The 23634-nt window shown below is 49.6% G+C and carries 19 protein-coding genes; 7 read left to right on the top strand and 12 right to left on the bottom strand.

Annotated elements, in window-relative coordinates; translation table 11 throughout:
* Positions 1-86: 86 nt before the first annotated feature.
* The 4 genes from F0316_RS15230 to tesA all read right to left on the bottom strand — a co-directional run bounded on the left by F0316_RS15230 (position 87) and on the right by tesA (position 5796).
* Complete coding sequence (locus F0316_RS15230; protein WP_000375442.1) at positions 87-1736, bottom strand: ABC-ATPase domain-containing protein; 1650 nt, start codon at positions 1734-1736, stop codon at positions 87-89.
* Positions 1737-1861: 125 nt separating this feature from the next.
* Positions 1862-3745, bottom strand: a complete 1884-nt coding sequence (locus F0316_RS15225; RefSeq protein WP_094392608.1) for a sensor domain-containing phosphodiesterase — start codon at positions 3743-3745, stop codon at positions 1862-1864.
* 168 nt (positions 3746-3913) lie between these two features.
* Complete coding sequence (gene fabV, locus F0316_RS15220) at positions 3914-5107, bottom strand: enoyl-ACP reductase FabV (protein ID WP_149560666.1); 1194 nt, start codon at positions 5105-5107, stop codon at positions 3914-3916.
* Positions 5108-5196: 89 nt separating this feature from the next.
* Entirely contained in the window at positions 5197-5796 is a 600-nt protein-coding gene (gene tesA / locus F0316_RS15215) for a multifunctional acyl-CoA thioesterase I/protease I/lysophospholipase L1 (RefSeq protein ID WP_000197502.1), read from the bottom strand.
* Between tesA and F0316_RS15210 the strand changes: the two genes are divergently transcribed.
* From F0316_RS15210 to F0316_RS15195, 4 genes are all read left to right on the top strand, one after another.
* Positions 5795-6472 (top strand): ABC transporter ATP-binding protein, encoded by a 678-nt coding sequence (locus tag F0316_RS15210; protein ID WP_001194969.1) that lies wholly within the window; start codon positions 5795-5797, stop codon positions 6470-6472. The genes tesA and F0316_RS15210 overlap by 2 nt on opposite strands.
* Positions 6469-8916 carry an ABC transporter permease gene (locus F0316_RS15205; RefSeq protein ID WP_057568559.1) on the top strand — a complete coding sequence of 816 codons (2448 nt, stop codon included), beginning with the start codon at positions 6469-6471 and terminating at the stop codon, positions 8914-8916. The genes F0316_RS15210 and F0316_RS15205 overlap by 4 nt, the downstream gene beginning before the upstream one ends.
* Positions 8917-9304: 388 nt before the next feature.
* The gene (locus tag F0316_RS15200) at positions 9305-10471 is read left to right on the top strand and encodes a nucleotide sugar dehydrogenase (protein WP_149560665.1); all 1167 of its coding nucleotides are present in this window, start codon (positions 9305-9307) and stop codon (positions 10469-10471) included.
* Positions 10472-10579: 108 nt separating this feature from the next.
* The gene (locus F0316_RS15195) at positions 10580-12013 is read left to right on the top strand and encodes an FAD-dependent oxidoreductase (protein WP_149560664.1); all 1434 of its coding nucleotides are present in this window, start codon (positions 10580-10582) and stop codon (positions 12011-12013) included.
* A gap of 51 nt (positions 12014-12064) precedes the next feature.
* Here F0316_RS15195 and F0316_RS15190 read toward each other — a convergent pair whose 3' ends face one another.
* From F0316_RS15190 to F0316_RS15180, 3 genes are all read right to left on the bottom strand, one after another.
* Positions 12065-12994: a 5-oxoprolinase subunit C family protein gene (locus F0316_RS15190; protein WP_149560663.1), complete on the bottom strand. Its 930-nt coding sequence runs from the start codon at positions 12992-12994 to the stop codon at positions 12065-12067.
* Positions 12995-13112: 118 nt separating this feature from the next.
* Positions 13113-13823, bottom strand: coding sequence for a 5-oxoprolinase subunit B family protein (locus F0316_RS15185; RefSeq protein ID WP_108335387.1), 711 nt, complete (start codon positions 13821-13823; stop codon positions 13113-13115).
* 3 nt (positions 13824-13826) lie between these two features.
* A complete protein-coding gene (locus tag F0316_RS15180; protein WP_001882609.1) occupies positions 13827-14567 on the bottom strand; it encodes a 5-oxoprolinase subunit PxpA in 741 nt (246 codons plus the stop codon).
* Positions 14568-14887: 320 nt separating this feature from the next.
* Between F0316_RS15180 and galE the strand changes: the two genes are divergently transcribed.
* Positions 14888-15904 carry a UDP-glucose 4-epimerase GalE gene (gene galE, locus F0316_RS15170; protein ID WP_000866938.1) on the top strand — a complete coding sequence of 339 codons (1017 nt, stop codon included), beginning with the start codon at positions 14888-14890 and terminating at the stop codon, positions 15902-15904.
* Positions 15905-15994: 90 nt separating this feature from the next.
* On the opposite strand, the gene F0316_RS15165 is transcribed toward galE, so the two are convergent.
* Together F0316_RS15165 and F0316_RS15160 are read right to left on the bottom strand one after the other, a co-directional pair.
* Positions 15995-17416, bottom strand: coding sequence for a methyl-accepting chemotaxis protein (locus F0316_RS15165; RefSeq protein ID WP_001209486.1), 1422 nt, complete (start codon positions 17414-17416; stop codon positions 15995-15997).
* Positions 17417-17643: 227 nt separating this feature from the next.
* Positions 17644-18846, bottom strand: coding sequence for an aromatic amino acid transport family protein (locus F0316_RS15160; RefSeq protein WP_149560662.1), 1203 nt, complete (start codon positions 18844-18846; stop codon positions 17644-17646).
* A 519-nt stretch (positions 18847-19365) separates the two neighbouring features.
* Here F0316_RS15160 and F0316_RS15150 point away from each other — a divergent pair.
* Both F0316_RS15150 and F0316_RS15145 read left to right on the top strand, forming a co-directional pair.
* Positions 19366-19947, top strand: a complete 582-nt coding sequence (locus F0316_RS15150) for an acyl carrier protein phosphodiesterase (protein ID WP_001009839.1) — start codon at positions 19366-19368, stop codon at positions 19945-19947.
* 36 nt (positions 19948-19983) lie between these two features.
* Entirely contained in the window at positions 19984-21252 is a 1269-nt protein-coding gene (locus F0316_RS15145) for a DEAD/DEAH box helicase (RefSeq protein ID WP_001292942.1), read from the top strand.
* Positions 21253-21351: 99 nt separating this feature from the next.
* Here F0316_RS15145 and F0316_RS15140 read toward each other — a convergent pair whose 3' ends face one another.
* The 3 genes from F0316_RS15140 to ltaE form a co-directional block, all read right to left on the bottom strand.
* Positions 21352-22086 carry a TetR/AcrR family transcriptional regulator gene (locus F0316_RS15140; protein WP_000570597.1) on the bottom strand — a complete coding sequence of 245 codons (735 nt, stop codon included), beginning with the start codon at positions 22084-22086 and terminating at the stop codon, positions 21352-21354.
* Positions 22087-22189: 103 nt separating this feature from the next.
* Positions 22190-22498 (bottom strand): c-type cytochrome, encoded by a 309-nt coding sequence (locus tag F0316_RS15135; protein WP_001266838.1) that lies wholly within the window; start codon positions 22496-22498, stop codon positions 22190-22192.
* A 127-nt stretch (positions 22499-22625) separates the two neighbouring features.
* Positions 22626-23633 carry a low-specificity L-threonine aldolase gene (gene ltaE, locus F0316_RS15130; protein ID WP_000347567.1) on the bottom strand — a complete coding sequence of 336 codons (1008 nt, stop codon included), beginning with the start codon at positions 23631-23633 and terminating at the stop codon, positions 22626-22628.
* Between the last annotated feature and the right edge of the window lies 1 nt (position 23634).

Here is a 23634-nt window from a genome sequence, read left to right as displayed (position 1 = left end):
CAGTTGCATGACCTTTGAAACCTGTTTTCTGGGGATTTCTTCCAACTTGAAGCTGCTGCAGCAGTGGTTTTACCCCTGCGTGGGAATTAGGCTTTAAATTGTGCTTTTCGCATCCGGTTTAGGGCTGCCATTGCATCTAAAATTCGCGGTTTAGCTAAATCACCGTGGTTTGGCATGGCTTGATACCAGTCACCTTCAAGCATTTTAGTCATGGCTTTGGCTGGATTGTCTGTCCAACCTGGCAGTTGTGCCAGTTGGAACCACAGCCAACCAATGGCATTCACTTCACTTGAACTTTGCAACTGCTCCAGTGCGGAAATGTCCGTAAACTCTTTACCAAAACGCAGAGCATCCAAGCCTTTAGCCGACACTCGGAATTTGCCATCCAGCAGCAGTTTTTGCAAAGTAGCACAGTTGAGAGCTCGTGGTGTAAAGGTCGCGAGTGGGGTTTCACACTCATTACGACGCAGCGTTGGGTGCTGGGCAATCACTTCACGCGCTTTTTCTGTTACGTCGACGGGTTGGTAGTCATGCATCTGAATGACGGTATCGGCTACATCCAGATAGTCACCAGAGCCCCCCATCACCACCAGTGTCGAGATGCCGAGATCATCACGTAACTGACCGATACGATCCACCAGCGGCGTGATCGGCTCTTCACCTTTGCTGACCAGTGCCTGCATGCGCTCATCACGGATCATAAAGTTGGTAGCAGAAGTGTCTTCATCAATCAGCAGAGTTGTGACGCCCGCTTCAATCGACTCTTGTAACCAAGCCGACTGCGAGGTAGAGCCAGAAGCATCTTGCGTGCTGAAATCGGTCGTGTCTTTACCCATAGGTAAATGATTGATGTAGTTCGATAGATTGAGATTGTGTACACAACGGCCTTCTTCCGCGCGGATCTTCATCGCTTTAACATCAGTGACCATACGCTCACGACCATCACCCGGAATATGGTTGTAGACCGAACGCTCAAGCGCGGTCAGCAAGGTTGATTTACCATGGAACCCACCGCCCACGATCAAGGTAATCCCTTGTGGAATACCCATACCCACCAGTTCACCTTGGTTAGGCGTTGAGAGGGTGACTTCGAGAGATTTTGGGGCGATGAAAGGAACCGCCTCTTTCATTGGCAGATCGCAGTTACCGGCTAATCGTGGCAATACACTGCCGTTAGCGACGAAAGCGACAAGACCGAGATCGTCCAGTTGAGCGCGCATCGCTTCCTGATCTTCTACGATTTCACAATGATGCAGTAGTGCGGTTTTATCTAACTCGCGTTCAAGCGTGGCACGGCGAATGTATTTCGGCAGGTGAAAGGTTAAGATATTCAGCGCTTTTTTCGCCAGAATATCGCGTCCTTCCGCTGGCATACTCATGCGAAAACGCAGTTCGATGCCGTGTTCGTTAAACAGAACAGAGGTACTATCGAGAACCGTTTGACCGCTAATCGCGATCGATAAGCTGTTGTCTTGTTTGGCGAACTCTGCAAAAGCACGAGCGATAAAATCACGCGCAGCCATTTGATAAGCAGGGGATTTCTCTTTCAGCCAATCTAAACCCGTCAACGACCAAGCGCGCGTAGCACGCAGGCGAGAGGCTGAAGCGTATGGATCAGACTGAATGTGATCGATGAACAGAGTAAAGTCGCCAAAGTCGTACTGACCTTTGATCTGCTGATAAGCACGATAGTTCTGCTTTTCGAGTTTCTTGAGTGTTGCAATTAGTCGATCCATCTCGATTATCGCTCATAGGGAAAGAAAAAGAGGAGCGCGATTATAGGTAGCGCCCACTGAAGAGTAAAGGAATGATAAGCCAATCTCTTTATGCTCGACAACCACAGAGCAGGAGATACCTTCGATTACGCCTGAGCGTGGCTTTCGAGCTTGAGGGTAAACACTTCACTGGGCATAGGTTTGCCATATAAAAAGCCTTGGCCGACATCGCAACCCTGTTCCAGAATGAACTGCTCTTGCTGCGTCGACTCAATACCTTCCACCACCACGTTTAAGTTCAGTTTTTTCGCTACATGCAGCATAGAACGCACGATTTCTTGATCGCTTTCGCTGTGTTCGATCTGCTCCATAAAACTTTTATCAATCTTGATGCCATCAAATGGGAATTTTTTTAGATACTGAAACGAAGCGTAACCCGTACCAAAATCATCGAGTGATAATGTCACGCCTAATGTGTGTAGTCGGTTGAGAATATCACTCGCGGTCGGCTCATCGACGATCAGGCCACTTTCGGTGATTTCCAGTTCCAACTGATGCGCCGGGAAGCGATACAGCGCCAGCAGATCTCGAATCTGCTCGACAAAGCCACTGTTTTTGAGCTGTACGGAAGAGACATTGATCGCGATACAAAAGGTTGGGCACACCGCTAACCAATCACTGGCGGCTTTTAAAGCTTGGTGCAAAACAAAATGCCCCACTTCAAAGATAAGACCATTTTGCTCTGCCATATGAATCAAGGTTTCATTGGAAAATTCACCCAACACCGGATGCTTCCAACGCAACAATGCCTCAGCACCGACCCAGCGCTGGGTTTTCATGCTGACTTTAGGTTGGAAGTAGAGCAGCAGATCGTTGTTGCGCACCGCTTGCAGTAAATAGTTTTCCAATTGATTTTGCCGTGCATGGTTATCGGCTAATGCGGGAGAGTGAAAAAACACTTTGTATCCCGAGTCCTTACACGCCAACATGCTGCTGACGGCATGGCGCAGTAGCTGCTGCGGATCGCGTGTTTCACGGCTAAGGGCCACACCAATATAAGGATTGAGGTGAACGGGCAGCCCCTCCGTCACAAATTGCGCTTGCCCAGCGTGAATTAAACGATGGCAAAGCTGATTTAATTGGGTGTCGAGCGGATGGGCTTTTAAGATCAGCGTCAAATTGGTCGAGTTAGGGCGAGCGGTCAGTAATTCCCCCTCCGTCACCGGACCAAGTCGTTCACGTAACTGCTTTAGCACATCATCCCAAAGGTGGTAACCCAGCCGCGCCTGTAATTGGCGGGCATTGGCAAAACCGATATGAATCACAGCGAGCTCTTCGTGTTCCGCCAATTGAGCCAGCTGCATCGCGAGCTGCTGCTCCAATGCCGTGCGATTCAGAAAGCCAGTCCCAAGGTCGTGACTGCGCTGATACTCAATCTGCTGTTCTGCGGCACGGCGTTTATCGATCTCCTGATGGAGAGATTGGTTCAGCGAGGCGATGCTTTGCATTTTATGACGAACTTTGAAGTGCAAATCTTGGTTCATTTGCAACAACGTTTCGCGTTGGTAAAGGGTTTTAAGCTGAGCTTCAATCGATTCAGCAAAGGTTTTTATCAATTGCTGATCGGTACTAAGAAACTGGCGAGCTTGACGATCGGTGACACACAAAGATCCAAAAAGCTCACCGTTTGGCCATTGCAATGGTACGCCACAGTAAGCGCGCATGCCCAATTCCAGATCTGGGTTATCCTTCCACAATGGGTCGAGGTCGGCGTTACTGACTAACAATATCTGGCGAGTATTGACCACAGTTTCACAATACAAGCCTGTGCCTAATCGTTCGGTCATGCCGACTTGGTATGGATTGTCACAGCCGACACTGGTACAAAACACATCAAGATCGTGATGGCGTAAACGCATGATCAGGGTGGCTGAGACTTTCAGCACTTCGGCCAGCAGGTTGAGCATCTGCTGCCAATTTGCCTGCATGCTAGAAGGGATCGGGATCGAGTGTGAAAGGATCGGTGCCATTAAGTGGTCCTTGATTGCGGCATGGATTTTGGATGTGACTAGAGCGACTGCCTGTCTGAAGTCACACCTTTACTTCAGTGGTCAGTCACTCTAACAAATGCCGATCAGAATGGCAGAGCGAATTGAGTTAGCTTGTGTGAATTCTCAAATCTAAAACAACGGGGCGTGTCACTTTTTATTAATAAAATTATGCATATCAACAGATTGGCTATAATCGATCTGGTCAAATTCAAACCCGTTAAGCTGCATAAACTCACGTTTAAAGCCCGCATAATCGCCTAACTGCTGAAAATTGCTGGCATTCATTTGTTGTAAACGTTCACGAACTTGTACTTGCGTATCGGGGTTCATCTCCCAATCATCCATACGGATCAAACGCTCGCTATCGAGTGGAATTCGTGAATGACCATACAGCTTGTCGCTAAACAGGCGTTGCATCTGTTCAATGCAACCTTCATGGGTGCCTTTATTTTTCATTACTTGGTACAGCGCGAGTAAGTAAGGACTCAAACCGGGAATAAATACGCTGGCTTTTGTCACTAACGCCTTACAAACAACGGCATACGCACCGCCATCAAAGTTGGCGAGTTTCAGATTCAAAGCATGACTCGTTTGGTGTAAATCGATTTTAGCGCGGCCTAAAGTACCATCCAGATAGATAGGGTGAGTAACGTCAGGGCCCATGTAAGAAAACGCGATCGTTTTGCACCCTTCGGCGAGTGATTCGGCATTGATCAAGGTATCAATCCAGTTTTCCCAATCATCGCCGCCCATGACGCGTAACGTCCCTTCAATTTCCTCTTCGCTGGCCGGTTGCAAGGTGGTTTCCATCCACGTGTCATTTTCAAGCAAGAGGGTTGCACCAGAGACCGCTTCACCAATCGGCTTAATCGCGGAGCGCCAGAACTCGCCATCCGGTTTACGGTGCATACCACTGGCAATGCTGTAAATGATGAGATCCACTTCCCCTTCAAAATAGGTTTCTATCGCTTCAATCACTTGCTCACGCATGTCGACGGAAAAAACATCGCCTTCGAGATTGACCGCGATGCGACCTGCTTGCTCGGCATGCTGTTTAAAAAAGAGATTGTTGTAGTAACCTGCACTGCCGGTTTGTGTTTCACTCGGAGCACGTTCAAAGGAGACCCCAATCGTATCGGCTTGCGCGCCACCAAAGGTCAGCGCAATCCTTGCCGCGAGCCCAAATCCCGACGATGCTCCGAGGATCAGAACGCGTTTTGGACCTGACTTGATCGGATTCGCCTGTTTTACGTACTGGATCTGTTGTAGGACGGCTTGTTCGCAGCCATAAGGATGGGCGCTGCGCGCCACAACGCCCTGAATGATTGGCTTGATGTGCATAGGGTCACCTATTCTCTAGTTAAGGGCTCAAAAATAACGTAAAGCTGAGTAAATTTTATTGAGCTAAACCAGTAAATCGGTGGATGGTGTTACAAATGTGCGGCAAGGTGTTCGGCCACAAACTTGGCTATCCAAGGCTGCGCTTCAGGTTTGGGGTGTAAACCATCTGCCATCATCCATTCTGGTTTGAGGATCACTTGCTCAAGAAAGAACGGGATAAGCGGGATAGAAAACTGCTCAGCTAGGCTAGGATAGATCTGGTAAAACGCATCGCTGTACCGTTTGCCATAGTTAGGTGGGATACGGATCTGCATTAAGATGACTTTTGCGTTTTGAGCTTGGATCTGTTCAATCATGGTGGTGAGGTTATGAGTGACCGTTTGCGGTGGGAAACCACGTAAACCGTCGTTGGCCCCTAATTCTATCAGTACGGTATCGGGCTGATGTTGGCTCAGAAGAGAGGGCAGGCGGGCGAGCCCGTTGCCTGTGGTATCACCAGAAATGCTCCCGTTAACGACGGTAACGGTTTGACCCTGTTCCACTAGCTCGTCGGCCAGTAAACTTGGCCAAGCTTGTTCGATAGGCATTTCGTACCCTGCGCTTAAACTGTCGCCGAGTACCAATAACGTTTTACTGCTGGCTGCAGCAGAAAAGAGAACAACAAACAAAAAGGAAAGTAGTCGAGTCATGCAAACATCCATCATTTCAGCGCAATCACTATCCAAATTAGTCTCCACTAATCAGGAGCATTTAACAATCCTTAAACAGGTGAATCTCTCGATTCAAGCGGGAGAAAGTGTGGCGATTGTCGGCGCATCAGGCGCGGGAAAATCGACGCTGATGACGCTACTGGCGGGATTAGATACGCCAAGTGAAGGGGAAGTGTATCTGTTGGGGAAACCGCTTTCACAACTGGATGATGAAGCGCGCGCCGCACTGCGCAGTGAATCCGTTGGGTTTGTGTTCCAAAGTTTTCTGCTTATTCCTAGCCTGTCGGCGCTGGAAAATGTCACTCTGCCTTGTTTGTTAAAAGGTGAGGCGGAGGATCGCGAACGTGCCCAGAAGCTGCTCAAGGCGGTCGGTTTGGAGCATCGAATGCACCATTCGCCCGCACAATTGTCGGGCGGAGAGCAGCAACGCGTAGCGATTGCTCGCGCATTTATGATAAGCCCCCAAGTGCTGTTTGCTGATGAGCCAACGGGCAATTTGGATCAAGAAACAGCTGCAAAAGTGATTGATTTACTGTTTGAACTGAACCGTGAACACGGCACTACACTAGTGCTGGTGACGCATGACCCTAAACTCGCGCAGCGTTGTCAGCGACGATTTTTTATGCAAGCGGGTGAGCTGGAGGAGCGCGTATGAAGGCCTTGCCTCCCGCCTCGCTCAATCGCCGATTACTGCGTTGGAGCTTAAGTGAAATTCGTCACGGGCAGTTATGGCCGGTGACTGTTGCGCTAACCTTAATCATTGCCTCGATTTTTGCATTAACCGCGCTCGCGCAGCGTATGGAACAAGTGATTGTGAAACAAGGGCGTGATGCGTTAACCGCTGATACGGTATTTGTTTCGGGCAACCCACTTCCTGAGTCCTTATTGACCCTGACCGCGCAGCAAGCCAGTCAAACTTCACAAATGACCCGTTTTGCGACCATGGCCTTTAGCGATCAAGGCATGCAGTTAGTCACTGTCAAAGCGGTAGATAGTGCTTATCCACTGCGTGGCGAGATGCGTTTAAGTGATGGTCAGCAAACCTTTAATCATGTGGCGAGCAACCAACTTTGGCTTGAACCGCGAGTAAAAGATCAGTTAGGGGTGGATATCGGTGACAATGTCACGATTGGTGATGCGGATTTTGTGGTCAGCGGTGAAGTGTTGGAAGAGCCAGGACTGAGCTTTAACCCATTCCAGCAAATGCCATCGGTTTACATCCATGCCTCTGATGTGGATAAAACTGGCGCGATTCAGCCGGGGAGTCGGGTGCAATTTAGCCTATTTATGACTGGTGATGACTCTGCGATCGAATCGATAAAACAACAAGTGAGCTTAACGGCGAGCGATCGCTGGCGCGATCAAGAAAGTGGCAGCCGTACTAATGAGGTGTTTGAACGCACTCAACAGTACTTATCGCTGACTGTAGCAATTGTGATCTTGATGGCCGCGACCACCTTAGTGCTGACCTGTCAGCATTACGTTTCCACCCGCACGCATACGATTGCGATGTTAAAAAGTCTCGGAGCAAGTCGCCGCTGGTTACGCAATTGGCTAGCGTTGCAAGTCGGATTGTTACTGGTGTTTGCGGTGGTGTTGGGCAGCGTTATTGGTGTTGGGCTGGAGTCGTTGCTGCGTTTGCCACTAAAAGATTTGTTGCCCGACCCGCTCCCCAGTTACGGTTTGCGTCCGCTGTGGATTGCACTTGCCAGCAGCTTATTGATTGCGGTGCCGGCTCTGGGGATCCCGCTGGGACGTCTATTGAGCGTGAGTGCGGTTGCGGTCATGCAGCCGGTGGCGGCGCAAACTCGTTGGCAGCGCAATCTACTGCTGATCATGGTACCGATTGTGCCGCTACTGCTGGTGTATTGGCAAAACCAACTGATCTGGATTGTGCTGATCGGTATTGTGGTGCTGTTTGCAGTGTTAGCGGTGGTCAGTGTTCTGGTGACTCGTCTGCTGGCTAAGCTACCGCTCAATCCTGCTATGGCATTGGCTCTGAGCCGAATTAACCGCTCTGGTGCGGCAAGTGGTTTGCAGTTTGGCGCGTTAGCCCTCTCTTTGATGTTGCTCGCCATCATCTGGTTAGTGCGTACCGATTTGCTCTCAGATTGGCAGCGCACCTTGCCAGAAAATGCGCCGAATGCGTTTGCACTCAACATCAGTGAATCCGAAAAAGCCAGTTACCTTGCGGCATTAGATACAGCAAGCATTGAGCGCTCTGCTGCTTATCCCATCATGCGTGGGCGTTTAACGCATATTAACGGTCAAGAGGCGAAACAATACGCGCAAAATGGTGAAGAGAGTTCAGATGCGCTGCGCCGTGAGCTCAATTTAACCTGGGCAGAACAGTTACCCGATTACAACCCCATTTTGCAAGGAGAGTGGCAAAGCCAAAATGGCGTATCGGTTGAGCAGGAAGTGGCGAGCGACCTCGGGCTTAAACTTGGGGATACGCTGACGTTTATGATCAATAGCCAAATAGTGAGCGCGCAAGTGAACACCATTCGTCAGGTCGAGTGGCGTGAAATGAAGCCCAATTTTTACTTCATTTTTAGTCCGGACGTGGTGCAAAACTTGCCAGCCAGTTATTTGATCAGTTTCCGCATTCAGCCCGAACATGATGCGTTGCTCGGTCAGCTCTCACGGCAACACCCGACGGTGAGCTTGATGGACATTCGCACCATGGGAGCCAAAATCCAAGCCTTGTTGACCCAAATTGTTTGGTCTGTGACGGTGTTGGCGGCACTCGGTGTGCTAGCAGGGGTATTGCTGATTTTTACTTTGCTGCGCTTAAGCCTCAGTCAGCGTCAGCAGGAGATCCGCCTATACCGCACGCTAGGAGCGAGTCGCCGCCGAGTTATGCACACCATTTGGGCTGAGTATGGGGTGATGGCGTTAGTCGGAGGGTTAGTGGCCAGCGTGAGTGCTGATGCAGTCGTCGCTGCGGTCATGAAATGGGGATTTAGCCTGACTCCGAGTCTGCATATGGCGCTGTGGTTTGTGCTCCCTGCGTTGACTTTTTGCACACTTGCTGCGGTTGTGAGCAGTTTGTTGAAACGCCTGTTAGCCCCCGTCAATAAAGCCTTCAGCGATTGAGCATTGGGGTAAATGGGTTAGTTATCCACAAAATCAGTGGATAACTTTTGGGATAAGTAAAGTAGCGGATGAAGGGGGTTGGGTTGCCAGCCCCGTAGTGGCCGAGGTTTGCGAGGATCGGTTATTCACAAAGTGGTGAAAAGGGAAAAATGGCAAATCTCAGTCAAGCGTTTTTTTGACTTTTTTCGGCTAAAAATCCGCTTTGTGAGCCATGAGTGCGTTTGATCAAAAAACCTTATGTTACAGGTTGTTTTTGTTACTTAAGGTCAAATTAGGCAAGCCCTTTGCAGTCACTAAATCGTCAATTTTCTATGGCATGGTAAAACTTGAATCTCTCCCGATAACCGCTTGGATCGGGAGAAAGGGCATCAAGTGAAAGGGATCCGCCATGAAAATTGCCATTGCAGGAACGGGGTATGTAGGATTATCGAATGGAATACTGCTTGCTCAACACAATGAAGTGGTCGCACTGGATATCGTGGTCAGCCGAGTAGAGCAGCTTAATGATAAGATTTCACCGATCGCCGATCCCGAGATTGAATCTTTTCTACAGCATCAACCCCTTAATTTTCGAGCGACTTGCGATAAACTAGACGCCTACCAAGACGCACAGTTTGTCGTGATCGCCACGCCTACCGACTATGACCCACAAACTAATCACTTTGATACACGAACCGTGGAAGCGGTGATTGATGATGTGTTGGCGATCAATCCACAGGCCATCATGGTGATTAAATCCACTGTGCCTGTGGGTTACACCAAACGCATCAAACAACGGCTGTGCTGTAACAACCTGATCTTTTCGCCAGAGTTTTTACGTGAAGGGCGAGCCTTGTATGACAACTTATACCCATCTCGGATCATTGTTGGGGAAAAGTCGGAGCGCGGCCAAGCGTTTGCAACCTTGTTGGCTCAAGGGGCAAAGAAAATGGATATTCCGATTTTGTTGACTCACTCGACCGAAGCTGAAGCGGTCAAACTTTTCTCCAACACCTATCTTGCAATGCGTGTATCGTTTTTTAATGAGTTGGATACGTACGCGGAAACCCATGGGTTAGACACCAAACAGATCATCGAAGGCGTTGGGTTAGATCCTCGCATCGGTAATCATTACAACAATCCTTCTTTTGGTTATGGTGGTTACTGCTTGCCGAAAGACACTCGCCAGTTACTGCGCAATTTTGAGGATGTACCTAATAACCTGATCCGTGCGATTGTCGATGCCAATACCACGCGCAAAGACCATATTGCGTTTTCCATCTTGAACCGCAACCCGAAAGTGGTTGGTATTTACCGCTTAATCATGAAGTCGGGCTCTGACAATTTTCGAGCTTCATCCATCTTAGGCATCATGAAACGAATCAAAGCACAGGGGGTTGAAGTGGTGATTTACGAACCTGTGCTCAATGAACCGACCTTTTACGGCTCACCTGTGATTCGCGATCTTGCCCAGTTTAAAGCGATGGCCGAGGTGATAGTGACCAATCGCCGGGTGGCTGAGCTGGAGGATGTCGCGGAAAAAATCTACACCCGTGACTTGTTTGGTCAGGATTGAGTGATCGGCCGAGGATAAGTCCGCGTAAAAAATGTGATTTTATTAACGTTTCATACCCTTTAGAATGGCGACCACATTTCTTAGCCTTGATGTAACAGTAGGTAAAATATGACATTGCGATCTCAAGATCCCCGAATTGCTATCATAGGTGGCGGTATTGCTGGTGCGACGGCGGCCGTCCATTTGGGTGAGCTGGGACTCAATGTTGTCCTGATGGAAAAAAGTGCTGGTTTAGTCAGTGGGCCACCGATTTGTCATCTGCATGCCGGGGGCAATCTCTATCGAGAAATTTCCGAGCAGCAGTGTATCGACCTATTGGAGCAGTCAATTGAAACGGTACGCCTTTATCCACACACTTTAAATGTTCGCCCAACCTTGATTGCTATCCCGCAATCCGATCCGGGTCAACCCGAAGAAATTCTGCCGCGCTTAGTGACCATTCAAAACGCGTATCGTAAGTTGGTGGAGCAAGATGCGGCCAATCAAGTGCTTGGCGCAGTCGATAATTACTATCGCTTGTATCAGCGTGAAGAGTTAGAGCGTTTGGCGCAGCAGCAACAATCCAATCCACCACAAAGCGATGATGACTGGGTGATTCCCTTTGCTCAGCATGCCGATCTTGCACAGCTCAAATACCCTGTCGTGTTGGTTCAAGAATACGGTTGGAGTGTGTTTCGCTTAGCAGCCAGCGTCGATCTGACTCTCGAAGCCTTACCCAATTGCCAAGTGATGTTGCGCACTGAACTGGTGGATGCCACGTTTCAAGACAACCAGTGGCGATTGACTTATCTTGATGCGCAAGGGGAGCGCCATACTCAAACTGTGGATTATCTGGTCAATGCTTGTGGTTTTGAGACCGGACGAGTGGACGATATGGCTCGCCACCACAGACAGCGTTTGGTGGAGTTTAAAGCGGCGTATGTCACTCACTGGCCTGCATGTCATCAGTGGTGGCCAGAAGCGATTTTCCATGGCCCACGTGGTAGCGAAGATGGCATGGCGCAGCTTACTCCTTATGCCGATGGCACGTTCCAACTGCATGGCATGACGGAATCTATCACCTTGTTTGCGGATGGTTTGGTCGCCTCGACTCCGACATCCGCGCAGCCAAAGCTGCCTTTGTATCTGCAACACAAGATTGAGCGTGGCTGGCCTATGTTGGCACAAAAAGAGCGCACCATGCGTGCGATACAGCATATGAGCCGCTTTGTGCCCAGTTTTGATAATGCGGAGTTTGCGGGTACACCGCTATTCGGTGCGCAGCAGATCCCCGGTGACGATGTGACACTGCGTGCGGCGGACGTCAGTTTTGAAGCCAATCAGTACGCGAGACTCGAAGTGGTCAAAGGCTCATCGGCGCTGAGAGCCGCTCGCCAATTGGTTGCGGTTTGGCAACTTAAGCCAGATGCTGGTGAGCTATCGATTGAGACTGAGCATCCATGCAGTATGGCCTTCACTGCGCAGCAGGTGGAGCAGCAGGCGATACGCTTATGCCACGCGCGTGGTTATCCTGCCGCGTTAGCCAAGGTGTATGGGCTTTAAAGTCTCAATAACGGAAGTTTCAATAACGGAAGTTTCAAAAAACGGAAAGGATCAGTAACCGAAAAATCGCGCCCACTGACACCACACCGCTTGAAGCCCAGCGAGATCGCCAGCGACAAACCGTACGGAATGTCCCGGCTTGGCTTGCACTAAACGGGGCAGATCGATTCTCGCTACACAACCTAGCTTGGGATACCCGCCAATCGTCTGCCGATCATTGAGCAAAATGATTGGCTGACCATTCGGCGGAACTTGAATCGCCCCCAAGGCAATCCCCTCAGAGAGAATGGTTTGATCCGGTGGCGATATGGTTTCACCTTGCAAGCGATAGCCCATGCGATCGCTGTTTGGGGTCACGATAAACTCGCTGCGGTAGAAGCTTTCCATCGCGGATGGTGAAAACGCTTGATATTGGTAACTCTCAATCACGCGCAGTCGCAGAGGTAAGTTGTAATCAGGTCGAAAGCGAAACGTCATCTGCACGGGTTTTTGGGCAATCTGCCGTGCGGAAAATGCTAAGTCATCACCCGTTTGCAGTGCCAGCCCTTGCGATGTCAGTCCCCCTAAGCCTTGCCGAACATGGGTAGATACAGAGCCCAGTTGTGGATGGACCGTAAACCCACCTTGAACCGCAAGATAGGCGCGTAGCCCGTTGCGCGGTAAACCAAAGCGCAGCGTTTGTCCTTGCTTGGCATAAAATCGGCTCCAATTGGCGATGGGGCGACCGTCTAGCGTGGCATTGAGATCGCCACCGGCAATCGCCAATTGCGCGTCGCTGCGTAAAAGAAATTCCGCTGGACCGAGCGTGATTTCTAAGGTGGCGCAATTGACGGGATTGGCGAGTAAATGGTTAGCCCAGCTGTAGGCGTATTCATCGAGAGGGCCGGAAGGGGTGATCCCGAAATGACTGAACCCATAGCGACCCAAGTCGTGAAGTAGCGTGAGTGGTCCAGCTTTGATCACGTGCAGCTTACCTAGCATGTTCCTTCCTTATGGAAAATATTCCCTGCTTATTCCTTTGTTACCCTAGGCAACTGTTACCTGAGGCCGCTGTTACCTGAGGCAGCTGTTATCTGAGGCAGCTCCGGTGTTGGCCATCTTAAGCTCTGTGGATTGAGTACGGCTCAATCACACCGCCCAACTGAATAAACTCATCACGTTCAATCGAGCGAAATCGCACTTGAGTGCCAATCTGCCAAGGTGACATCGGCTCTTGTCTCGGGTCAAACAAGGTTTGCGGACAGTTACCGATAATGTTCCAGCCGCCCGGAGAGGCGTTGGGATAAATGGCCGTTTGTTGCTCGGCAATCCCTACGCTGCCTTTGGGGAGCATTAGGCGCGGGGTAGTGCGTCTGGGGCGGCGCAGCGGCTCGGCGACTTGAGTCATAAAGGCAAACCCTGGAGCAAAGCCAATCGCCGCCACCGTGTAAGTCACAGAGGTATGCAACTGAATCACCTCTGCTAATGCAAGCCCTTGTTCCTGATAGCGAATGAGGTCAAGTCCCACATCCGGATGGTAGTACACGGGGAGCTCAATGAGATTGGCGTTCGCGTGGTTGGCCTGTCGCGGTTGATTAAGCAGTAAAGTCAACTGCGCCACCAACTCCTTTTGTGTTAAACGGTAGGGTAAATAATCAATCAGCAAGGTGGTGTAAGAAGGAGTGACGTTCATCAGTCCATAGGCCAAACTCTGCATGATGTCATGCGCACATTGGCCAATATGCATCGCTAAGGTTGCATCAGCCAGATGCTGAAAGCGTACCAGTATGCTGCCTTCCGCAATCGGCTCAATTTCAAACGGGATGGACATGGCCTACTCATCCAACGCAGCACGAATTCTGGCGATGAGCGACACGGCGTTTGGATTATCGCCATGCACACATAAAGTATCCGCTTCAATCGGGATGACGAACCCATCAGAACTGGTGACTTTGCCGTAACGGGCGATTTGTCGCACTTGGTTGAGAATGGCTTCTTCGCTACTGAGTACCGCATTGGGTTGTGAACGCGGTGTCAGCTTGCCATTGGCGAGATAGGTACGGTCGGCAAAAGCTTCAAACAGCAGCGGTACATCAAAACGGTCCGCAATATCGAGATAGTCTTGATTGTTGGCAGAAGCGAGCACCATCAAAGGCAGGTTAAAACAGGACACGGCATCGACCACCGCACGAAAGATGCTCGGGTCGCTCATCATGTCGTTATACAGCGCGCCATGAGGCTTCACATAGCTCAATTGGCCATTTTTACTTTCACACAGCGCCTTCAGTGCGCCGACTTGGTAAAGAATGATTTCACTCACTTCTTGCTCATTCATCGCCAACGAGCGGCGACCAAATCCTTGCAAATCTGGGTAGCTAGGATGGGCACCTATCATCACTTCATGCTCAAGCGCTAAATCTATCGTACGGCTCATAACATGAGGATCGGACGCGTGAAAGCCACAAGCGATATTGGCCATATCAATCCAAGGCATCACTTCTTCATCGGCCCCCATGGTCCAGACGCCGAAGCTTTCGCCCATATCGCAATTGAGTTGGATTGTCCGTTTGCTCACTGATGTACATCCTTCTGTAAACTCTGCCCGCTAAAGTAGCGAAAAAGAGTGATTTCGTCAGCCGAAATTAGGGTTTGGTCAATAAATTTTGCGGGTTTTGGAGCATTCTGAATCAAGTGCGATGCCACAAATGGTCCGGATTGTCCGCCTCTCGCCTTCTTTTCGCCACAAGGGGATATTTAAGAGCTTAAATCTGGATCGCAGATTTGATCCATTTGCTTCAGGTATAGTGCAGTCTATTTTTTTAATCCAGAGGCATCAATGCTTTGGCGATCGCTGAAAAGCCGTTACAATCGCCGAAAACATGAAGGAGGCTAGGCATGAAAGTATTGGTTACAGGTGGCATGGGTTACATTGGCAGTCACACCTGTATTCAGATGATCCAAGCGGGTATGACCCCTGTGATCCTCGATAATTTATACAACAGTAAAGCAACGGTCCTTGATCGTATTGAAAAAGTGATTGGTGTTCGTCCTCAGTTTGTGCAAGGGGACATCCGTGATAAAGCTTTGCTGGTTGATCTCATGCAACAGCATAACATTGAGGCGGTCGTGCATTTTGCGGGCCTCAAAGCGGTGGGTGAGTCCGTACAAAAACCGCTCGAATATTACGATAACAACGTGAATGGCACCTTAGTTTTGGTGGCGGCGATGCGTGAAGCGGGCGTGAAATCGCTGGTGTTCAGCTCATCTGCAACCGTATATGGCGATCCTGCGTCTGTGCCGATCACTGAATCTTTCCCAACCAGCGCGACCAACCCATATGGGCGCAGCAAGTTGATGGTGGAAGAGTGTTTGACCGATTTTCAAAAAGCCAATCCAGACTGGAGTATTACGCTACTGCGCTACTTTAACCCGGTTGGCTCTCATCCCTCTGGTGAGTTGGGTGAAGATCCACAAGGCATCCCTAATAACTTGATGCCGTTTGTGTCTCAGGTTGCGGTAGGGCGCCGCGAGTATCTTTCCGTGTTTGGTAGCGATTATCCGACCAAAGATGGCACAGGGGTGCGTGACTACATCCATGTGATGGATCTGGCGGACGGTCATATTGCCGCGCTGCAAAAAGTCGGCACTCGTGCGGGTCTGCATATCTACAACCTAGGCACAGGGAATGGCTACAGCGTGCTTGAAATGGTGAAAGCGTTTGAAGCGGCTTCGGGTTGCGCTGTCCCTTATAAACTGGTGGAACGTCGTCCGGGGGATATCGCGGAGTGCTGGGCTGACCCGACAAAAGCTGCGCAAGATCTCGGCTGGAGAGCAACCCGAACCTTAGATGAAATGACGCAAGATACTTGGCGCTGGCAGTCGAATAATCCGCAAGGTTACCCAGAAGCTTAAACAGTCATTAGTGACTGTTGCTATTGAATACAAACGCCCATCATGATTGATGGGCGTTTGCTTATGCGCTTCGCTGAGTTGAAACCTAAATTAGGTGCGGTAGCGCGCGAGGATTTCCCCTAAATTGCGTGTCGCTTGAGTAATTTCACTGACACCTTGCGACGTCTGCTCTGCAACACGGCGCAGCGTGTTGGACTGGCTGCGAATATCACTTAGTTCGGATGAAATATCGTGGGCAACCGAGCTCTGTTCGCTGGCTGAAGTGGAAATTTGCACACTGAGATCATTGATAAGCTGCGCCGAATGCGCGATGGCTTGTACATCGTTACCCACTTCACTTACCAATTGGCTGCTGGTGTGTGCTTGGCTCACCGTCTGCTCGGTAAGTTTGGCGATGTTTTGGCTTTCCACCTGTAGCTTTTCAATCATGGCTTGAATTTCCACCGTGGCCGATTGAGTGCGACTGGCCAAAGTGCGGACTTCATCGGCAACCACCGCAAAACCTCGACCTTGTTCACCGGCGCGAGCTGCTTCAATGGCGGCATTGAGTGCCAAAAGATTGGTTTGCTCTGAAATGGCATTGATGGTGGTGATCACCGCATTAATCTGCGTTGCATTGGTGTTGAGGGTTTCGACTGAGGATGACGCTTGGGCGATGTAACGTGAGAGCTGTTCAATATCTTGAATCGCTTTTCTCACTCGCTGCTGGCTGCGTTCAACCTGCTTGGTGTCTTGTTCCGTTTGTTCGGTGGCACGCTGTGAGGTCGTCGAAACTTCGGCTGCTGAAGCCGTCATCTCTTCCATCGCGGTGGCCACCGAATCGAGCGAACTGTATTGATTCTGAATCTGTACTTCCGATTCTTTCACTTCGTGAGCAAAAGTCATTGCGGTGTCACGCAGTGTGGCGCTGTTTTGTTTTACGGCCACAATCAGCTCTGCAAGTGTATCCATGGCTTTATCGAGCGCACAACCAATCGTCCCGAACTCATCACGTCCGGGATGGAAACCGAGTCGTGATGTAAGATCGCCTTCAGCGATTTTTTGGGTGGTGGTATAAAGCACCCACAAGGCACCACCAATAAAGGTCGCGACCCAGTAAGTGAAAATGGCAAAAGGAATGGCCCACAAATAGGTGAGTAAAAAGCTGCGCAGGGCTTGCTCGCGAGCCGGCTGCTCATACTGTTTCATTGACTCTGTATAGGCATAGACCTGACCGTTTGCGCTAGTGGCACTGGCTGTGACGACACCTTGTGAATAGATCGTGTCGCTTACGCGATTTTGTACTTTCAGTACGGAAAGTTGGCTAGGGTCGGGATGGTTGAGTAGCCCTTGTAATTTGTATTCCACTGCCAATTGAGACTGCTGCTCAATGCTGGCAAGGGTGTGCCAATAGCGCATACCTGCAATGGTGGTGATTGCGCTTAAAAACAGTAAAAAGATCACCCACATTTTGTCGTTAATCGACATGCGAATGAACACTCGGTCAATCGTCCTGAATTGAACTTCTCTCATGATGGCTCCTGCATAGCAAAAATAGCTGGCACAAGTTAATCATATTCAAGTGACAAAAGTGAGATTCATGTTCAATAAAAATGAAAGAATAAGATAGGATTATTTCAATAATGAGATTTACATCAAGAAGTTGAGTTGCATAAAAATAGGGCGAATAGAAGCCTATTCGCCCTTAAAATCTGCTTTTATCTTTAAACGCTACCTAAGTCATAAGAGGAGCGTTAGGGTTAACCGAGAGCGGGAAGTATGCCTAACGTAATCAATAGCTGTGCGCCGATGATGAGCAGTCCGACCAAACCTGTCACAAGCAGGGCCCAATTGCCCCCTGTAACTTGATAGTGTTGCTCAGTGGCTTGTTGGCGCACTTTGATCACCATCACCAGAGGTAAAAAGATGGCCAGAATGGCGAGCGCAATCGCGGCATAGCCTAGCGCCATAATGAAGCCTTGCGGGTAGAACAGTGCAAAAATCAGCGGTGGTAAGAAAGTGACGACAGACGCTAATGGGCGGTTCATTTTACCTTGTTGGTTACGTAGAGAATCCCCCATAAATTCAAACAAACCTAGACTAACACCCAAAAACGAGGTGAGTAGAGCAAGGTCAGCGAAAACACCGATGATGTTGCCAAGATTTGATTGGTGAACCGTGGTCGAGAGTACACCGATGAGCGCCGTGAGCCCCATATTGTCGAGTAGGGCAGATTGGCTTACTACCCCAAGAGTGACCAACTGCCAGAAAATGTAAATCACTAGCGGAATCGCAGAGCCGATCAAAATCGCTTTGCGCAGCGCAGGGGTATCACCATCCAAGTAATTCACAATCGCAGGAATACTGCCGTGGAAACCAAAGGAAGTAAAAATGACGGGAATGGCCGCGACAATCAAGCCCTGCTGAATCGGCATACTCAGTAAGTAAGACTGCGAAACGTTGGGCGCAAGGAAAAACAGTACCGCTACCATAGCGATCATCTTGCCGGCAAATAATACGCGATTGACGCGATCCACTGTGCCTGTTCCAACGGTGACGACCAAAGCGACAATCAAGGTAAACAGCAAAGTACCGCTCGAACTTTCAACGTTCACGCCGGTGAAATCGGTAATTCGTTGGGTAAATTGTGCGCCGCCGCCAGCAATGTAGGCCGCACACAGCGAGTAAAACAAAAATAACATAGCGAACGTCGCTACCCATTTACCTTTATGGCCTAAAATCTGTTTGGCGAGAGTATGCAAAGTTGCCTCTTTATCCGCGTACTGGTGGATTTCTACCATCAGCAATGCAGTAAATGCCATCAGCATCCACAAGCCGAGCATAATCATCAATGAGGTTGAGAAGCCAATACCGGCGGAAGCTAGAGGCAGAGCTAGCATTCCTGCACCAATCGTGGTGCCCGCGATAATCAAAGTACTGCCTAAAAGCTTCGATTGCGTCATGTGTAAACTCTTTTATACGTTATTAGATGTTGTGCTTAGTGATTTGTGCGAAAATTGACCGATTAATAATCTCATTTCGCTAATTTTTGGCTATTCTGTAGAAGCTTTCGATTTGCGTCAATCTGTTTGTAAAAATTTAAATCCTAAACTGTAATTAATAATTTACACTTTATGTGGCTGAGGTTTTTAGCACAAAGAAACCTTGGTACTTACTACAAGCTGTGGTAAACCTTATTGGCGTTTCTGGAAGCGCTTACGATGAACGTCTCACCAGAAACCGTTATCCCCATTCAACGTGAAGCTGAACCTTCAAGTCGAAAGGGTATAAAAGGATGAAATAAGTATGAATTAAGGAGGTCAACAATGAGTGACCACAATCACAATGATGAATGTCTAGAGCTGCTTGATGCGATGGAGATTGGTTTTACGCTCAGCGATTACCAAGCGGTTGAATCAGAGCAAACCGACGTCTCTGCGTCATAATCTCCCATCTCGGTGTAACGCCGAATCTCTTATCCCATGAACTTCCTTGCCCATTTGCATATTGCTCATCACTGCCAAAGTAGCTTACTCGGTAATTTACTTGGAGATTTTGTCAAAGGTGATCCGACAGAGCAGTACCCGCAATCTTTAGTGCAAGGAATCCGTTTACATCGCTGGGTTGATGCTTACACCGATAGCCACCCAGTGATGAAAGCGGCGAAATCTCTGTTTCCTTCCCAACAACAACGCTTTGCGCCGATTGCCCTCGACCTGTTTTGGGATCACTGTTTAGTCAATACTTGGTCGAATTGGCATGCCGAGCCCTTGGGGCAGTTTCTGACTCATGCACAACAAGGGATAGCCGAAGAAAGTACATCGGCGCTGCCTGAGCGTTTTGTGCGAGTGAATCGCGCTATGTGGCAAGGAGAATGGTTAGCCTCCTATGCGGAGTTGGCTAATATTCGCTATGCGTTGAGCAAGATGGCGCAGCGCAGCCCTCGCATGCAGCCTTTGGCTTATAGCGCGCAGGGATTAGAGGACAACTACACCGAGTTACAAGCACTGTTTGCGGTGCTGTATCCGGATGTTTTAGAGAAAGCCAAACGCCGTTCACTTTGATACAATCCGCGCCCCAAAAGTTATTAGGTACGCGACATGTCAGAACTCTCCATCACTTTTTCGCAATTAGGCTTGGATTCTCGTCTGCTGAATACATTGAGCGAGCTTGGGATCGTCAATCCCACGCCAATCCAACAGCAAGCTATTCCTCATGTATTGCAAGGAAAAGATGTACTGGCAGGGGCGCAAACCGGAACCGGTAAAACGGCGGCATTTGGCTTACCTTTGATCCAACGCTTTATTGAGCAGCCTTGGCAGCGTGAAACAAACAGCAAAGAGATCCGGGCGTTAGTGCTTGTGCCGACGCGTGAGTTAGCTCAGCAAGTATTGGATAGCCTACAAGCCTACGCGAAAGGAACGGAGCTTAAGATCGTAGCCGTTTATGGCGGCACGAGCATGAAGGTACAGCTCAACCATTTGCGTGGCGGTGTGGATATTTTGATTGCGACGCCGGGGCGTTTGCTCGATCACGCCCATGTGAAATCGCTGTTTTTGGGCAAAGTTGAAGTGTTGGTACTCGATGAAGCGGATCGCATGCTGGACATGGGCTTTATGCCAGATTTGCAGCGCGTGCTGCGCCGTTTATCGCCACTGCGTCAAACGCTGTTTTTCTCTGCAACGTTTGATAGCAAAATCAAAGCGGTCGCGTATCGCATCATGCGTGATCCTATCGAAGTGCAGGTGACGCCATCCAATTCCACGGCAGAAACCGTGCAGCAGATGGTGTATCCGGTGGATAAAAAGCGCAAACGCGAACTGCTCTCTTATCTGATTGGCTCGAAGAATTGGCAGCAAGTGTTGGTGTTTACCAAAACCCGTCAAGGTAGTGATGCACTGGCTGAAGAACTCAAGTTGGATGGCATAAAAGCGGTGTCGATTAATGGCGATAAAAGCCAAGGCGCTCGTCAAAAGGCTTTGGATGATTTTAAAGCAGGCAAAGTGCGTGCTTTGATTGCGACCGATGTCGCCGCGCGTGGGTTAGACATTGCCCAACTTGAGCAAGTGGTGAACTACGATATGCCATTTAAAGCGGAAGACTATGTACATCGTATTGGGCGTACGGGGCGCGCAGGTTTAGCGGGATTGGCGATCTCTTTGCTGTCGCATGATGAACAGCCACAACTCGAAGCGATTGAGCGTTTACTCAATACACGTCTGCCGCAAGAGTGGTTGAAAGGTTTTGAGCCTAGCCCTGTGGTGCATGAGGAAAATTCACCGCGTCGCTCGGCTGGCCGTTCGTCAGAAAAACGCAAACTAAAAGCACAACTGAAAATCCATGCGCAGCGCGGTAAAAAAGCGCGTTAAGTAGGGTCAATAAGTAGCACCCATCGATATCCCGTTTGCTATCCCCAATCACAGCACATCGCAAATAGTGCATCGGAAGGGGATAGCTCACATCGCCTATTACTCTTCCGTCTCTTTATAGACATCTCGCCAGTCGCAACTGAGGGTATACACCAGCTCATCCACCGAGTTGGGCTGCATAATGTAAGGCTTGGCGACATGAAACTTCTCAACCATCAAAGCGTTAAACAACTGCCAATGTTTGAGTAAACAGGCGGAAACGTCTTCAATTTCCGGGGCCCAAGTTGCACGCATAAAAGGCGTCAAACTGGCGGCGCTGTGAGTGTACATAATCAGCTGCCATTTGATTTCCCACAAATGGATCGGAGATTGGGGGTACTGACGGTTGTAGTCGTCCGCCAAGGATTCAACCAAGCGTTCAATCTCTCCAGAAGTATCGAGGAAATAATCGAATAATTTATCTTCTTGGCGAACGGCATCCGCAATCAATTGGATTGGCTGTTTAATGATTAAGCCATGTGCCAACATACGCATTAGGAAAGTGTACAGCTTTACGTTGACGGGAGTTTCTGCTGGCATGGCTTGGAGCACCGTCTGCATGTAGCGAATCATATAATCATGCAGGCCATCGCTGATGCTGTGCCAGATCTTTTCTTTACTACCGAAATGATGACGAATCAAGCTATGTGAGACGCCGGCCTTTTCACTGATATGGCGCAGAGAAACGCGTGAATAACCGAGCTCGCAGAACAGCTCTGCCGCAATGGTGATAATGTGATAACGCGTTTTTTGGGCATCTTGCGCACTACGACGCCCCTGTTTTTTTTCAATCATGTCAACCTAATGTATAACGGTCACTGAGACGTCCCGATTTTTACCAGATCTACGCCGATTTTTCATGACTCTTGTGCTTAAAAGTGGAATTTTTGGGAAAAACTCATTGGGATGAGGCATAAAAAGCAGCAATGTCGCGCAAATCTTGATCATTTAAACGTTGCAACTGAGCTCTCATCATCTCCGCCATTGGGCCTGTGCGCTCGCCTAGTTGATAAGCCTTCATCGCGCTATACAGGTATTCTGCGCTTTGCCCATCAAGGTTAGGATAGCTGACCTGAGTAGCTTTGCCGTCGGTGCCGTGGCAAAACACACAACTTGGCGCTTTTTGTTTACCGAGTACCGGATCGCCACTGGCGAAGAGCGGAGTCGAAACAAGGGTTAAACAAAGCAGAGAGCACACAACGCGCATCAATAAACTCCAAACAAGAGGGTGTAAATCAGTGCGCGGAGTATAAAGCTTCCCCTAAGGGGAAGCTCAAGAGAGCGCGAGCGAGAATGGAGAGAGTTTACGAGCCTGTTAGCATTCTCAACCTCACTCAAGCCAGTAAGGTGCGCAGTTTGGCGAGTAGGGTATCAATATCCTGACGTGTAATGTCTTTATGTGTCACGAAGCGCACTGGATTACCCGCGGTGATGATAATGCCTTCTTGGCGAAGTTGCTGGGCGATGGACTGGATATCGACTGTCGAGTCCAATTTAGCAAACACAATATTGGTCTGTACCCATTCGGTATTAACCGAAAACCCCGGTAAAGCATTCAGCCCCAAAGCCAGATGGCGAGCATTATCATGATCGGTCTTGAGCTGCGTGACTTGCTCGGTGAGCGCCAATTTCCCCGCTGCGGCTAAAATGCCCGCTTGGCGCATACCGCCACCGACCATTTTTCGCCAGCGTCTCGCTTTGGCAATAAAGTCCTTGGAACCGAGCAGTAACGAACCGACTGGCGCGGCTAAGCCTTTGGATAGACACACGGTGATCGAATCAAAATATTGCGCGATCTCTTTGACATCCACATCCAGTGCGACCGCCGCGTTGTAGACCCGAGCCCCATCAAGGTGCAGTTGCAAACCATGTTGATCAACAAACTCGCGCGCCTTTGCCAAATAACTGAGTGGAAGCACTTTACCATTGATGGTGTTTTCCAAGCTGAGCAGTTTGGTGCGGGCAAAATGCGCATCATCCGGTTTGATCGCGGCTTTGAGTTTGGCGAAATCGAGTGTGCCATCCGGTTCATTGTCAATCGGTTGTGGCTGGATAGAGCCAAGTACGGCGGCGCCGCCAGCTTCATAACGATAGTTATGGGCTTGCTGGCCACACAAATATTCGTCGCCGCGCTCGCAATGAGCGAGTAAACCTAACAAATTGGCTTGAGTGCCTGAGGTGGTAAACAGCGCGGCTTCAAAGCCATGGCGCTCGGCCGCCCACTGTTCTAACTCGTTGACAGTGGGGTCATCGCCATACACATCGTCACCCACAGGGGCTTGTGCCATCGCTTGACGCATCGCGTCGGTCGGTTGGGTAACGGTATCCGATCGAAAGTCCATC

This window comes from Vibrio cholerae, from assembly GCF_008369605.1.
Classification (GTDB): Bacteria; Pseudomonadota; Gammaproteobacteria; order Enterobacterales; family Vibrionaceae; genus Vibrio; species Vibrio cholerae.
Note: the sequence above shows the minus strand (reverse complement) of the source record. Positions and strands in the feature narration are given on the sequence as shown.

What these genes read in the sequence shown, in the direction of transcription:
- F0316_RS15230 (WP_000375442.1), bottom strand. Translation starts at nt 1,736, where the DNA reads ATGGATCGACTAATTGCAACACTCAAGAAACTCGAAAAGCAGAACTAT.
- F0316_RS15225 (WP_094392608.1), bottom strand. Translation starts at nt 3,745, where the DNA reads ATGGCACCGATCCTTTCACACTCGATCCCGATCCCTTCTAGCATGCAG.
- fabV (WP_149560666.1), bottom strand. Translation starts at nt 5,107, where the DNA reads ATGCACATCAAGCCAATCATTCAGGGCGTTGTGGCGCGCAGCGCCCAT.
- F0316_RS15210 (WP_001194969.1), top strand. Translation starts at nt 5,795, where the DNA reads ATGCAAACATCCATCATTTCAGCGCAATCACTATCCAAATTAGTCTCC.
- tesA (WP_000197502.1), bottom strand. Translation starts at nt 5,796, where the DNA reads ATGACTCGACTACTTTCCTTTTTGTTTGTTGTTCTCTTTTCTGCTGCA.
- F0316_RS15205 (WP_057568559.1), top strand. Translation starts at nt 6,469, where the DNA reads ATGAAGGCCTTGCCTCCCGCCTCGCTCAATCGCCGATTACTGCGTTGG.
- F0316_RS15200 (WP_149560665.1), top strand. Translation starts at nt 9,305, where the DNA reads ATGAAAATTGCCATTGCAGGAACGGGGTATGTAGGATTATCGAATGGA.
- F0316_RS15195 (WP_149560664.1), top strand. Translation starts at nt 10,580, where the DNA reads ATGACATTGCGATCTCAAGATCCCCGAATTGCTATCATAGGTGGCGGT.
- F0316_RS15190 (WP_149560663.1), bottom strand. Translation starts at nt 12,994, where the DNA reads ATGCTAGGTAAGCTGCACGTGATCAAAGCTGGACCACTCACGCTACTT.
- F0316_RS15185 (WP_108335387.1), bottom strand. Translation starts at nt 13,823, where the DNA reads ATGTCCATCCCGTTTGAAATTGAGCCGATTGCGGAAGGCAGCATACTG.
- galE (WP_000866938.1), top strand. Translation starts at nt 14,888, where the DNA reads ATGAAAGTATTGGTTACAGGTGGCATGGGTTACATTGGCAGTCACACC.
- F0316_RS15165 (WP_001209486.1), bottom strand. Translation starts at nt 17,416, where the DNA reads ATGAGAGAAGTTCAATTCAGGACGATTGACCGAGTGTTCATTCGCATG.
- F0316_RS15160 (WP_149560662.1), bottom strand. Translation starts at nt 18,846, where the DNA reads ATGACGCAATCGAAGCTTTTAGGCAGTACTTTGATTATCGCGGGCACC.
- F0316_RS15150 (WP_001009839.1), top strand. Translation starts at nt 19,366, where the DNA reads ATGAACTTCCTTGCCCATTTGCATATTGCTCATCACTGCCAAAGTAGC.
- F0316_RS15145 (WP_001292942.1), top strand. Translation starts at nt 19,984, where the DNA reads ATGTCAGAACTCTCCATCACTTTTTCGCAATTAGGCTTGGATTCTCGT.
- F0316_RS15140 (WP_000570597.1), bottom strand. Translation starts at nt 22,086, where the DNA reads ATGATTGAAAAAAAACAGGGGCGTCGTAGTGCGCAAGATGCCCAAAAA.
- F0316_RS15135 (WP_001266838.1), bottom strand. Translation starts at nt 22,498, where the DNA reads ATGCGCGTTGTGTGCTCTCTGCTTTGTTTAACCCTTGTTTCGACTCCG.
- ltaE (WP_000347567.1), bottom strand. Translation starts at nt 23,633, where the DNA reads ATGGACTTTCGATCGGATACCGTTACCCAACCGACCGACGCGATGCGT.